A 12,824-nucleotide genomic window follows, 5' to 3' on the forward strand; every position below is an offset into this window, starting at 1 on the left:
GCTAACAGGTTGGGAGAACCACGATGGAAAGGCCACGTGTGCTGCTCGTCAACTGGCGCGACACCGGGCATCCGGAGGGCGGCGGCTCCGAGCGGTACGTCGAGCGGATGGCCGAAGGGCTCGCCAAGGCCGGATACCGGGTGGAGATCCAGTGCGCGGCGTACCCGGGAGCGAACGCCGGGGAATGGCGCGACGGCGTCCGCTATCGCCGCCGTGGCAACAAGTTCGGCGTCTACCTCCACGCTCTCCGGGCGATCCGGAAGGCACACGCCGACCTCGTCGTCGACGTGCAGAACGGAATGCCGTTCTTCGCCAGGCTCGTCGCGGGCTGCCCGGTCCTCGTGCTGGTGCACCACGTCCACAAGGAACAGTGGATCAGCGCGCTCGGCGAGACGCTGGGCCGCATCGGCTGGTGGATCGAGTCACGGCTGGCGCCGTGGCTGTTCCGCCACTGCCGCTACGTCACGGTTTCCGAGATCACCAAGGGCGAACTAGCGGGTCTCGGCATCGAAGGCTCGCGGATCACCGTGGTACCCAACGGTTTGGACACGCCCCCGCGCGGCAAGGCCGTCCGGGAGGCCGAACCGACACTGGTCGCGGTCAGCAGGCTGGTGCCGCACAAACGGATCGAGCACGCGATCGACGTCGTCGCGGAACTGTCCCGGCGCTGGCCGACGCTGAAGCTGGAGGTCGTGGGCCAGGGCCCGTGGGAAGAGGTCCTGCGCAAGCACGCCCGCGACAGGGGCGTCGAAGACCGGGTTCGGCTGCACGGGTGGGTGGACGAGGACGAGAAACACGAGATCCTGGAACGCTCCTGGCTGCACCTGTGCCCGTCGGTCAAGGAGGGCTGGGGCATCGTCATCATGGAGGCCGCCGCGCACGGCGTTCCGTCGGTGGCCTACCGGGCGGCGGGTGGCGTGGCCGAGTCCATTGTGGAGGGCAAGACCGGTCTGCTGGCCGACGACTTCGCCGATTTCACCGCGCAGGTCGACGGGCTGCTCGCCGACCGGGTACGGCGGACCGAGATGGGCCGGGCCGGTGTCACGTGGGCCGGCCTCTTCGACTGGGAGCACAGCGTGAACCGCTTCGAATCACTCGTGCGCGACGTGGCCGGGGTGGCCATCCCCCATCCCAGGGTCCTGACCTCGCAGGGCTTCCACGATCCCGTCGGCCAGGTCGGCCGTGGCGGCGTCGTCGAAGTCCTTGCGGCGTGCGCGCACGGTGACGGTGCTCGTCTCGCCGACGGTCACCGCGCCGAACGCCACGCCTGAGCGGCCGCTGGCGGCGGGATAGAACGCGATCGAGGTGACCGCGTCCGCCGCCGAAACGACGCCGAGGTTGGAAACGAGATAGGTCGAACCGAGCCTGCCCGCCAGCAGCCGGGTGCCCAGCCGGGCGATCCGGCTGCTGCGGGCGGGGAAATCGGGCTCCGGCGGCTGCGTGGCCAGCAGCGCGCCGACTTCGGCGACCGTGGGTTTCCCGCCGAGCCGCAACCGGAAGAACGCGCTGTCGTGCAAGGGTTCCGGGGCGGCGCCGCCCCGCCACGACGCGCCGACCGCGGCCACCACGCGGGCGGTTTCCTCGCCATGCCGGGCATTCCACGTCTCGGTCAAGTCCGCGGCGGCCGCGGCGAAGGCGGAGGACCCGAACCGTGAGCGCGGGAGGATCCTGGCGCTGAACACGTCCCCAGGGCCGCTTTCAGCCCGTTCCGGGGTGATTCTCGCCGGGGGCGCGAAAAGCGCTTCAGCGAGCCGCTGGAAGGCGGACACGAGAAAGGATCGGTCCGCCGTGCGGGCGCCGATCCCCTTGGCGGCGGACGAAATCGGGACGTCGAGGGCCAGGCCGAGGACGGCGAGCAGGCCGAGACCGTCGAGCGCGCCGTGGTGCGCGGCGATCAGCACGACCGGTTCGTCGGTGCCGACGGCGACGCGGAGCAGCGGGGCTCCGCGTTCGTACGCCGCCTCGGCGAACCGATCGCGGACCGCCGGAAGTTCTTCACCACGAACGGCTTCGACGTCCGGAGCGGCGCCCAGCCACGGCCGTTCCTCGACCGCGACCGCCAGCCGCATCCGCGCCTTTTCCGGCGTCAGAGCCGAAGACAGCCTCGCTTCCAGGAGGATGCTCCAGGAAACGGTGGGGTCGCCGTAGAGCCCGACGACCCGGCCGGCGTGGTCGGAAGCGAGCTCGGACACCGGCTCAGCGGTTGCCGTAAATGACGTGCTCGGGGCTCGAGTTCGGGTTGAACTGCTCCTTGATCTTCGCCTGCACCTGGGGTGCGGCGTCCGGATCGGCGGAGTTCGTCAGCGCGTAACTCCCCCCTGCGGCCGTTGCGAGCCCGATGATGACGGCGGCGGCCGCGCCGATGAGGGTGCCCAAGACCTACTCCTTCCGCGACAGGGAATTCCTGCGTCGGCTCAATGTACGCACCGGTAACTTGAGGCACAACAGTGCGGCCGCGATCGTCACCAGCGCTACTCCGTTTGCCAGCAGCACGGGAACCGGTGATCGCGTCCCGGTCACGGCAGGCTCACCGGGAGTGCGGTAAAGCGTCAGCCAATCACCGGACCACACCGGTTCCGCGCCGGTCAGCAACCGCGGATCGACCCGCCCCGGCGTCCCGTGTTCGACGAGGATCCAGCCGATTCCGGCCGCCGACAGGTCTTCCGGCGACTTCGCCGCACGGACACGGTCCATTCTGGAATCCTCGCCGGCGATCTCCTCGCCGCCGACCCGCAGCGTGTCGTCGACGAGCACGGTCTCGGGGAGTGCGCGTGGCGCCGGATCCAGCTGGGTCCGCTGGTCGTTCCAGGCGAAACTCCGGAACGTGGACAGCGGCAGTGCGACGACGTCGCCGGGCCGGTCGTCTTCGGCGAGCACCCGGTGGACGGCGGTCCAGTCGTCCGGGTAGCGCACCGCTTCGAGCCTTCCCCAGCCGCCCCACGCGAGATCGGGCATGGTGAGCAAGGGAAAGAGCGCGGCGGCCACGACGAGCGCCCCACGCGCCGTACCGGTCCGGAGACGCGCGGCGGCGGCCTCGACCGCGAGCGCGAAGCCGAGCGCGACCGGAAGCGCCCACCAGGCCGCCCATTTCTGCGCGTCCCGCAGCAGTCCCGCGCCGGGTACGTGCCCCATCGCCCAGGACAGCACGGGCTCGCCGAACGGCAAGGTCGCCAGCGCGGCGAGCACGACACCGAGAACCCCCAGCGCCAGCAACGCTCTCGCCGGCGGAGTGCCCCACTTCCGCGCCAGCGGGCGGAACCCGGCCAAGGCCACGGCGACCGTGACGAGGATCAGCACCGGCGCCATCGGCGCGCCCCGGCTGCCGGGGACGACGTCGCCGTTCCAGATCCCGCCGAGCCCGAGCACGCTCAGGATGGCCGGGCCCCAGCTTTCCGCGCGGGCGCTGAACGCGGCCACCCCGGCGGGATCGGACAGCGTCCCGCCGTCGTGCAGGAGCGTCGGCACGAGCCACGGCAGGTTGAGCACGACGGCGAGACCGAGGGTGTGGCCCAGTTTCCGCGGCCCGGCCAGCGCGATCGCGGTGAGCGCGGCCAGCACTCCGCCGGGTGGGGTGAGCATCGCGGGGGCGCAGGCGAGGATCAGCCGCGCGAGCGCCCTCGGTTCGTCCCGGCGCAGGAAAAGCGCGGCGCGCACGATCCACGGGAGGCACGCGTAGGTGAGCAGGAGCGGCCAATGCCCGATGAACAACCGCTCCGCGAAATAGGCCGTCCACGCGTAACCGGTGGCGGCGACGACGCGCGTACCGAGTTGCTCCGTCGGGACCAGCCGCGCTGCGCCGTATGCCGCCCCGAAGAGCGCCAGGAACAAGACGATTTTCTGGACTATGTCGCCGGGAACGAGGGCGGTCGCGAGTGCGATCACGGCGTCGGCCGGGACCGATCGCGGCAGCGCGGAACCGAGGCCGAGCGCGTCCGGGATCAGCGACTGACGCTGGGCGAACACCATGTCGTAGCTCAGGACGAAGCCGCGTCCGAGCACCGGCAGGAACACCAGCAGCGCCAGCCCCGCCGACACCGCGGCGAGGACGAGACGTTCGCGCCGTGCGTCCAAGTGCCCTTCCCTTTCCGCCTCGATCGCGGTTATGGTCGCGGAGATTACTCGCCGGTAATGGGAGCTCTGTTGAGCGTAGACGCCGAGGTCGACCAGACCAGGACCGACAAGCGTGTCGCGGCGATCCTCGTCTCGCTCGCACTGGCCGCGAACAACGCCGGCGCCTACGCGCTGAGTATCGTCGCCGCCCGGCTGCTCGTGCCGAGCGCGTTCGGTGAGCTGAGTTCGCTACTGGCGGTGCTGGTGATCGGCGTCGTACCCGCGATGGGGCTGCAGACCGTCGTCGCGCTGCGGGTGGCCCGGCTGCGTTCATCAAAGGAGTCGCAGGACAACGGGACGCTGCTCGCGCTCGGCCTCACGACGAGCGCCATCGTCGCGGCCATCGGGCTGATCCTGGCGCCGGTGCTGGTCTTCGTGCTGCACCTGGATTCGGTGGTGCCCGCGCTGCTGCTCGCCGTCACACTCGGACCGCTCACGCTGCTCGGCCTCTTCCACGGTCTGCTGCAGGGCAGCGGCCGGTTCGCGCTGCTGGCCGGGCTCATGTCGCTCGAAGGCGTGGGAAAGGTCGGCGGCTCGCTGCTCGGCCTGCTGATCGGCGGTGACGCCACCGGTGCGCTGGCCGGGACCGCGATCGGCTCGTACCTGGTGATCTTCTGCGGGTGGGTCCTCTGTGGACGGCCACGGCCCCGCAAGGCGGGCTGGCACGCGGGCGAGGTCCTGCACGCGGCGCAGGCGATGCTGGCGCTGGTCCTGCTGGTGAACCTCGACCTCGTGCTGGCACGCCACACCCTCCCCGCTGCCGAAGCAGGTGAATACGCGCTCGGCGCGATCGTCACGAAGATCGCGTACTGGCTCCCCCAAGCCGTCGGCGTCCTGGTGCTGCCCCGCTTCGCGAACGGCGACGACCGGCGCCGGATCCTGCCCGCCGCCCTGGCCGTCTGCGCTGCCCTGGACGCCTTCGTGCTGTTGGTTTCTTTTGCTTTCGGGTCGCGTCTGCTCTCGTTCATCGGCGGCTCCGGCTACGCCGCCAGCACCATGCCGGTCTGGCCGTTCGCCCTCGCCGGCTCGATGCTCGCGCTGGTGCAGATCCTGCTGTTCTCGCGCCTGGCCGCCGGAGACCGGCGGGTGACCGTGCTGATGTGGACGACCGTGGTGGTGGAGACGGTGCTGGTGACGACTTGGCTGCACTCTTCGGCCGCTCAGGTGGTGACTGTCGCCGCTTGCTGCGCCGGGGGGTTGGCGCTTTCTGGGGCTTTGTTGGAGCTGCGGTCGCGGAGGCGGTGAGGGACTCATCCGAGGTGCACGTCGGGTCGCGGACGACGCTGGGCACTGTGGAACGCGGCTCTGAGTTCATGGAGAACCGCGTCGGGTTCGGTCCGGAGGCGGGACGGCAACGTCTGGAGAACGACGATCCCGGCCGCGGCGTAGCGCGCGTTTCGGGCGAGGGTCGCACGGAAGTGGTCGCCTTTGGCGTGATAGCCACGGGAATCGACTTCCCAGGCGAAGCCGACCTCGTCGCACCACCCGTCCGGCTTCGCGACGAACCGGCCCGCCGCGTCGAAGACCTTCACATTCCACTGGAACTCCGGCAACCCCGACCGCTTCCACAGCCTCCACGCGTCGGCCTCGGCGACCGAATGCGCACCGCCCAGGATCGGAACCAGCGCCCGTAGCAGTCTCCCGTCGAATCGAGACCGCTCGTCGATCTCGACGGCGAGCGCGTGCGGCAGACAATGACGTTCTTGCACCGCTTCGGCCATCATCGCCACGACCGAGTCCGAATCGGAGGTTCGGCGGGCCGCGTCGATCACCGCGCGCGGCACGGGAGCGGTCGGGACACCGGCTCTGCTCAGCGGCGCGGGCAGCCGCCGCGTCCGTTCGATATGGACGAACCCCGTACTGGTGATCGCTCGTTCGGCGGGTACGAGGACATGCACGTCGTCGATATCCGGAAGGTTCCTCAGCCCGTACCGCCTGAGCGCGGGCACTCCTGTGAGCACTGAACCTTCCCGCGCCAGGAGCAGGCTCGCCTCGATCCGCTGTTCCTCGGTCGGCTCGCCGTTTCCGAGCAGCACGACTCCTGGCAGGAGCCTCCGCCAGACGCCGCCGGGCTCGCACCTGCGCCAGATGGTCCTCCTGGGCACGCCGAGCTCTTCGAGTCGCTTGACCGCGGCCACGGCCGGGCCGTTCGTCATCAGTGGGTGCTGTGCCCACTCCCCTCTTCGCACTTGATCAGCTTGAACCCGGCCACCGACAGAACCCGCGGATTTACGTCGTGACCGGTCCGGTGAAGCGGGGGTGTGTGGAAATAGGGACATTCAACGTCCCTATTTCCACACACCCCTCACGTTCCGTCACCTTCAGGCTCGCGGCCCGCGAACCAAGGCACACACATCGCCACCATCGCCGCCGCCGCCAGCAGCAGCGAAGCCTGCGTCACCGGCCCATAGGCCCACTCCTGCCCATGCCCCAGCAGCCGCCCCACCACCGCGACGAGCGTTCCCACGACCATCCCACCGAAAGCGAGATACCGCGGCGCGCGTTCGCTGAACTGGCGGGCCAAAAGGACGGCGATCAGCAACACGATCGGCAGCATCCCGCCCAGTACGGCCAGCAGTCCGATCAGGACCACCGGCACCACCGGCCCGGAACCGGCTTCCACCGAAATACGACGACGGCGGACCGGCCACAGCGCACCGATCAGCACCAGCAGGATCGCGACCGCCCCGATCAGCAGACCCGACCGGTACTTCCAGTCCGGCGTGAACTCCAGTCGCACCACGCCGCCGGAGCCCGCAGGCAGGATCCACGCCTGCTGCCAGCCGTCGACGCGCGTCTTAACCAGCGGGGTCCCGTTCAGCGAGGCGGTCCAGCCCGCGTTCGCGTTCTCCGGAACGGCCAAAATGGACTCGTCACCGCCCGCCACGGTGACCGATCGGGACGTCGCGTCCCACGAGTCCACGGTGACGGCGCGATGCGCGGCGGGCGAAACGGCCCGGCCGGCGGGTTTGAGCCAGAGGTCTTGGACCACGAAGGAGTCGGAACGGTCGGTCCGCAGTTCGTGCCCGCCCGCCGCCAGGTCCACGCCGCCCGCCGAATCGGGGCACGCGGACAGCGTCAGCGGCCGGTGCGCGACGAAGTCGGCGAGCGTGCCGCGCACCGAGGTGTCGTAGTCGAAGCCGTCCAGGCGGACGTTCGGACCCGATCCGCAGGCAAGGGTGAATTCCGCGGCCGGAGCGGGAAGTTCCGCACCGGTCAGGGAAAGACTCCCGATCCCGAGCGAGTTCCGGGTCCGCTGGTCGTCGTCGAGGCCGGCGAACGCGATCTTCAGCTGCGACGTCTCCATGGGCGGGAAAGTCGCCGCGCCGGAAGCGTCGAGTTCGACGGAACGGCTCGACGTCGGCGTGGTCAGTTCCAAGCGTGCGGGAGCACGCGAGTCGGCGGCGACGCGGATTCCGGAGATCGTCTGCGGTTTCGCCCAGTCCAGCGTCATCGTCGGTCGCAGGTCCGTGATGTCGGGCTGCCAGGCGGTCGCGGGATTCCCGTCCACCGCGGCGAACGCGCTCGCGGACGGATCCCCGCCCAGCTGCGACGTCGCCGAAACCTGCAAGCCCGGAAGCGCCACCGGGACCCGTCCACCGCCCGCCGGCAGCACGGTGCCGCCGAATTCGTAGGCACTCTGCGACGTCGTCGAGAACAGCCGCCGGATCCCGTCCGGTTCCTCCCCGTCGCGGCCCGCGTTGGGGTCGCAGCGATCGGGCACGCACGCGTACCGCGGCTGCTGCCCACGCGTGAACGCGAACCCCGGAGGCGTTCCCGTTCCGAGGTCCGCGGGGACTTCCAGCGCGCGTTGCGGTTCGACGCCGGGGATCTTCAGGTCCGAGATCCCGACGTTCCCGTCCTGTCTGCCGACCACGAGCGACAGCAACGTGATCCGCACCTTGCGCGTCACCCCCGCCGGCACCGGATACGTGTGCGCCCCCGCACCGCGGACGACCTGGTGATCGACGGAACCGTTGTCCGTGGTGATCCGGATCCTGGTCGGCGGCCAGCCGACGCGGATGTCGTCGACCATCGCGAGATCGACCGAGTTCACCAGCCGCGGGGTGTCGAGTTCGACTTCGAGCCACTCCCCGATCGGGCCGGTGAAGCTCGACGAATGCCAGGCGGTACGCGGATCCCCGTCCAGCGCGGCGAACGGCTGATGGCTCGGATCCGACCCGCCGAACGCGTCCGCGAACGAAGCCGCCGTCGACGCGGTGACCGAGCGGATCCCCCGGTACGCGGCCACGGTCTGGTGCTGCTCACCCGGAAACGGCAGGACGTCCAGCGCGGCTCGTTGCTGGCGCGGGGATTCCCCGGCGGTCAGGGTCTGGCTCAGGTTGTCCCGCACGCCGCCGACGTTGCGTTCGGCGCGGCGCAGCCCGTCGGTGACCAGCCTCGGCCCCGTCGGCGAGCCGCCGTCCCCGGTCAGCACCGTCGGCGTGCCGGGTTCGAGCTGCCCGGAGTTCATCAGCGGCAACAGGTTCTCCGGGCCGCCGCTCACCGTCGGAACGTCCTTCGTGGACGTCGCGGTGACGAGCGGCACCGGACGTTTCACCTCGAAGACCTCCAGCGGCCCGAACTGGGCCGACTTCTCGATCCCCGGCGATCCCGCCAGCCCGGCGCGCAACGTCGTGAAGTCGGGCGCGCCGACCTTGGCCCGGTCGACGTCGCCGCGCAGCAGCAGGAACCGGTAGCCCGACCGCGCGAGCAGCGCCGCGAGCCCGGGATCCCCTCTGCCGTCGGCCAAGGCCGCGTCGACCGAGTCCATCAGGCGGGTGTTGCCCTCCGAGCCCAACGGCACCTGGTTACGCACCGCCCACGGGCTGTCCGCGATGGCCTGCGCCGGTTCGTCCACCGTGCGGCCCCAGTCGTACTCGCCGAACCCGGTCGCGGGCAGCAGCAACGTGCGCGCGGTCGCGTCGGTCTTGGCGACGTGGCCCATCGCGTCGTACCAATACCCCGGCACCTCGTCCCAGCCCGGCCCCGGCCGCAGCGTCAGCAGCCACACCGGCGCGGCCATCGCCACGACCAGCAGGGCGCCCAATGCGGGCCGCAGATTCCGCCGCAGCGCTGGTGCGTAGCTCGTGATGCCGTGGACGAACGCCAGCATCAACGGCAGCCGCAGCACCGGTTCGAACTTGTGCACGTTCCGCAGCGGCGCGAGCGGGCCGTCGAGCAGATGCCGCACGGGTTCCGCCAGCGGGCTGTCGAGCGTCCCGACGTAGCCGACGGTCAGCAGTGTCAGCCCGGTCAGCACGCCGAGCACCAGGAACCGCCGTTCGGGCAGCCCACGCCGCGCGAGGCCGAACAGCCCGACCGCGGCCACCAGCCCGGTCGCCGCCATCAGCACCGGATTGTCGATCAGCGCCCAGCCCGAAGGCCACCACGGCGTGCCCTGCACGACATAGGCGACCCACTGGTTCGTGCCGCGCAGCACCTCGAACAACGACATCGGTGCCGTGGTGTTAGTCGCGGACTCGATGTAGTCGAGGAACGGCAGGCTGTACTGGCCGAGCAGCACCAGCGGCAGGAACCACCACAGCACCACGCCGACGACGAAGACGAACCACCAGATGACCAGCGCGACATGCGTGCTCCGCCATTTCCGGGTCAGCAGCCACAATCCCGGGAGCACGAGCGCCATCACGACCATCGCGCCGTTGATCCCGCCCATGCACAGCACGGCGAGCGCGGACAGCCCGGCGGCACGGCGCGGCGAGCCGATGCGATCGGCGAGGATCAACGGCAGCAGCACCCACGGCAGCAGGACGGCGGGCAGCATTTCCGAGGACAGCGAACCGATTTCGGTGACCATCCTCGGCGCGAGGGCGTAACCCACTGCTCCGATCAGCCGAGTCCGTTCGTTCCCTATTTTCAGCGCGCGGGCCACGAGCAGGGCACCGCCGAACGCGACCGAGAGCAGGATCGCGCACCACAGCCGCTGCGCGATCCACACCGGTATCCCGACGGCTTGGCACACCGCGAAGAACGGCCCCATCGGGAACAGGTAGCCATAGGCCTGGTTCTGCAGCTCCCCCGCCGTCGCCTGCGGATTCCACAGGTGCAGCGCCCGGCCGAGGAAGGCCAGCGGATCCACGGCGAGGTCGAGTTTCGTGTCGAAGGTCGTCCTGCCGGGACGCTGCACAAAGGACAGCACGGTGAGTGCCAGCACGATCCACGTGCTCGGCCTCTTCACGAGCGCGCCGGGGGTTACCATCCGGTAGATACTAGGCGGAAACGTGGCTACTATGCGCCCTATGACAGACGGTTTCGAAGAAGCGTGGTCGCTCGCCGAACCCGTCAAGGGCTGGATGACGCGGGATCAAGGCCTCGCCCTGTGGAACGCCGCGTGCCGGCTCGACAAGGGCGATCTCATCGTGGAGATCGGCAGCCACCAGGGACGTTCGACGATCGTGCTCGCGAGCGCCGCCCGCACGGTCGGGGCTCGGGTGGTCGCCGTCGACCCGTTCGTCGACGGCCGGTTGTTCGGCGGATCGCCGACACGCCAACGGTTCGAGGCGAACCTGAGAAAGGCCGGCGTCGAGGACGTCGTCGAGCTCGTGGCGGAGTACAGCACGAAGCTCCGACCACGCTGGGACCGTCCGATCCAGTTGCTCTACATCGACGGCAAACACGACTACTGGACCTACACCGACGACCTGCGCTGGTCGGCGAACCTGGCCGACGGTGGGGAAATCCTGGTCCACGACTGCTTTTCCTCGATCGGTGTCACCCTGGGCACGATCGCGAAAGTCCTCTTCGGACGGCGGTACACCTATCTGGACCGCGCGACCTCGCTGGCCCGGTTCCGGCTCTCCCCGCCGTCGGCGAAGGACAGGCTGCGCGTGCTCGCCCAGCTGCCGTGGTTCGCACGCAACGTCGGGATCAAGATCCTGCTGCGGCTGCGCCTGGCTCCCGTCGCGAAGATCTTCGGCCACGACAGCCCGTACGACCCCTACTGAGTGAGCGGTCTGCCGACGTCGACCTTGGCGACGCAGACGGGAGCCCCCTTGGCGGACAACTGAAAGCCGACCTTGTCGAACAGGCCCTCGATCGGCAGGTACATCGTGTGCAGACCGGGCTGGAACCACACCGGCACGCGGGTTCCGTCGCGATCCACGAACCCTTCGCCACCGTCCGAGGTGAAGTAGTCGATCCGGAGCAGGTACCGGCCGAGAACGGGCGTGTCCAACGGAACCCGCACCAGTTGCTCGCCGACGGTGTAGCCACAGCCCGGCACCGGGCCGGGCAGTCCGCGGGAAACCGGTTCCACGCCGGTGATCGTCCTCGCGGTGCCTGAATCGTCCAAAAGGGACATCCGGCTGGTCGGTTGATCGAACTGGAACCCGGGGATCAGGCCGACCACCCGGGAGGCGCGGGCGTTCTCGCCGAACCAGCCGTGCAGGACGTCGTTCGGTACGGCCGTGTCGAACAGGACGAGGTCGGGGTCGCGTTCGATCGAAGCGCGCGCGTTGGCGAGGAAATCCCGGGAATGTTCGAACCGTAGTCCGGGAGCCAGCCGGGAGAAACCCACGGCGGAACTCGCGATCAAGGCGAGACACAACGCCAGGGCGACCGGGCGTTTCGCCGAGGACAGCACGGGATCCGACGGCCGGTCGAGCGGTTTGGGCTCCAGGAAGGCGAAAGCGAGACACAGCGCGACGACGAGCGCCAGATCGGCGACGTAGCGGGGATCGCTGCCCAGTTCCGGTCCGACTTCGGTGAGCCTGGTGGCCGCCGAAAGCCCGATGTCCGCCACGAACACCAGGCCCAGCAGGATCCACGCCTTCCGGGCCCGGAGCCCGCCGACGCGAATCCCGAAGGCCAGCACCGCGACGGCCACGAGCAGCAGCACGATCCGCACCACCACGGGGGAAGCGGCGAACGTCGCGCCGGGGCCCGGCCCCGACCAGGGCCCACCGACCAGCCCGGGGATCAGCGTGTCACCGAGCATCCGGCCCGTCATGTCCGCGACCGTGCCGACGGTGACCGGGCCGCCGCCTTGTCCGACCTGACTCGTGGTCAAGGTCAGGAACACTGCGGCGTAGCCCGCGAGGACGGCGGCGAGGACACCCATCAGGACGAGGTGGCGGCGTAAGGAAATCCCGAGCAGCACGGTGATCCCGGCGATCAGCACCGGGATGAACACCGCCTTTTCGTAGAAGGCGAGCCCGAAGACGGTCCAGGCCACGGTGGCGATCGCCCAGCGGCCGCCGTCGGCGAGATACCGCACGTGCGCATGCAATGCGGCGGTGGCGGCCAGCAGCACGGGCGCGATCTGGATGGCGTACGCCCACCACAGCGTCGGGACGAGCAGCAAGGTCGACGTCGTGAACATCGTGAACGGGACGAGAATCCCCCACCGGCGCCCGAAACAGCGCACCAGTACCGCCCACAGCAGCACCGAGGCCGCCGCTTGCATCAGCAGGACCGGTGCCATCAGCACGGCGAAGTTCAGCGGGGCCCACGCGGTCAGCACGTCGGCGAGGAGGAAGCCGCCGGGAGCGAGATGGCCGTGGTAGTCCTGGAAAAAGTAGCCGAAGTCGAACGGGCCCGCCTTCGCGGCGTGATAAGTGATGACGAAGTCGTCTTGGGCGAGGCTGCCGCGCAGAGCGGCCCACACGTGCAGGACGAACGGGATCACGCCGGCCGCGAACGCGGCGAGCGCGACCGGCGTAGGTCTTTTCCCCCGGAGAGCCACGGATCGC

The 12,824-nt window shown here is 69.9% G+C and carries 8 protein-coding genes; 3 read left to right on the plus strand and 5 right to left on the minus strand.

Annotation, left to right across the window (positions count from 1 at the left end; genetic code table 11):
* Positions 1-38: 38 nt before the first annotated feature.
* On the plus strand, positions 39-1,271 hold the full coding sequence (locus AMK34_RS09425; protein WP_073844369.1) for a glycosyltransferase family 4 protein: 1,233 nt from the start codon (positions 39-41) through the stop codon (positions 1,269-1,271).
* Positions 1,272-2,196: 925 nt separating this feature from the next.
* On the opposite strand, the gene AMK34_RS09435 is transcribed toward AMK34_RS09425, so the two are convergent.
* Together AMK34_RS09435 and AMK34_RS09440 are read right to left on the minus strand one after the other, a co-directional pair.
* Entirely contained in the window at positions 2,197-2,376 is a 180-nt protein-coding gene (locus AMK34_RS09435) for a hypothetical protein (protein WP_037348252.1), read from the minus strand.
* 3 nt (positions 2,377-2,379) lie between these two features.
* Positions 2,380-4,071, minus strand: a complete 1,692-nt coding sequence (locus AMK34_RS09440) for a hypothetical protein (RefSeq protein ID WP_073844371.1) — start codon at positions 4,069-4,071, stop codon at positions 2,380-2,382.
* A gap of 69 nt (positions 4,072-4,140) precedes the next feature.
* Between AMK34_RS09440 and AMK34_RS09445 the strand changes: the two genes are divergently transcribed.
* On the plus strand, positions 4,141-5,355 hold the full coding sequence (locus tag AMK34_RS09445; RefSeq protein WP_073844722.1) for a lipopolysaccharide biosynthesis protein: 1,215 nt from the start codon (positions 4,141-4,143) through the stop codon (positions 5,353-5,355).
* A 5-nt stretch (positions 5,356-5,360) separates the two neighbouring features.
* Here AMK34_RS09445 and AMK34_RS09450 read toward each other — a convergent pair whose 3' ends face one another.
* Complete coding sequence (locus tag AMK34_RS09450; protein ID WP_038511673.1) at positions 5,361-6,266, minus strand: hypothetical protein; 906 nt, start codon at positions 6,264-6,266, stop codon at positions 5,361-5,363.
* A gap of 149 nt (positions 6,267-6,415) precedes the next feature.
* Complete coding sequence (locus AMK34_RS09455) at positions 6,416-10,333, minus strand: alpha-(1->3)-arabinofuranosyltransferase (protein WP_073844372.1); 3,918 nt, start codon at positions 10,331-10,333, stop codon at positions 6,416-6,418.
* A gap of 40 nt (positions 10,334-10,373) precedes the next feature.
* On the opposite strand from AMK34_RS09455, the gene AMK34_RS09460 reads away from it, so the two are divergent.
* Positions 10,374-11,078 (plus strand): class I SAM-dependent methyltransferase, encoded by a 705-nt coding sequence (locus AMK34_RS09460; protein ID WP_073844374.1) that lies wholly within the window; start codon positions 10,374-10,376, stop codon positions 11,076-11,078.
* Here the strand turns inward: AMK34_RS09460 and AMK34_RS09465 are convergent.
* Positions 11,072-12,817, minus strand: coding sequence for a hypothetical protein (locus AMK34_RS09465; protein ID WP_073844376.1), 1,746 nt, complete (start codon positions 12,815-12,817; stop codon positions 11,072-11,074). The two genes, AMK34_RS09460 and AMK34_RS09465, sit on opposite strands and share 7 nt — an antisense overlap.
* Between the last annotated feature and the right edge of the window lie 7 nt (positions 12,818-12,824).

The organism is Amycolatopsis sp. CB00013 (genome assembly GCF_001905755.1).
GTDB classification, from domain to species: domain Bacteria; phylum Actinomycetota; class Actinomycetes; order Mycobacteriales; family Pseudonocardiaceae; genus Amycolatopsis; species Amycolatopsis japonica.

Coding starts and splice junctions, on each gene's coding strand:
- AMK34_RS09450 (WP_038511673.1), bottom strand. CDS start 6,266: ATGACGAACGGCCCGGCCGTGGCCGCGGTCAAGCGACTCGAAGAGCTC.
- AMK34_RS09455 (WP_073844372.1), bottom strand. CDS start 10,333: ATGGTAACCCCCGGCGCGCTCGTGAAGAGGCCGAGCACGTGGATCGTG.
- AMK34_RS09460 (WP_073844374.1), top strand. CDS start 10,374: ATGACAGACGGTTTCGAAGAAGCGTGGTCGCTCGCCGAACCCGTCAAG.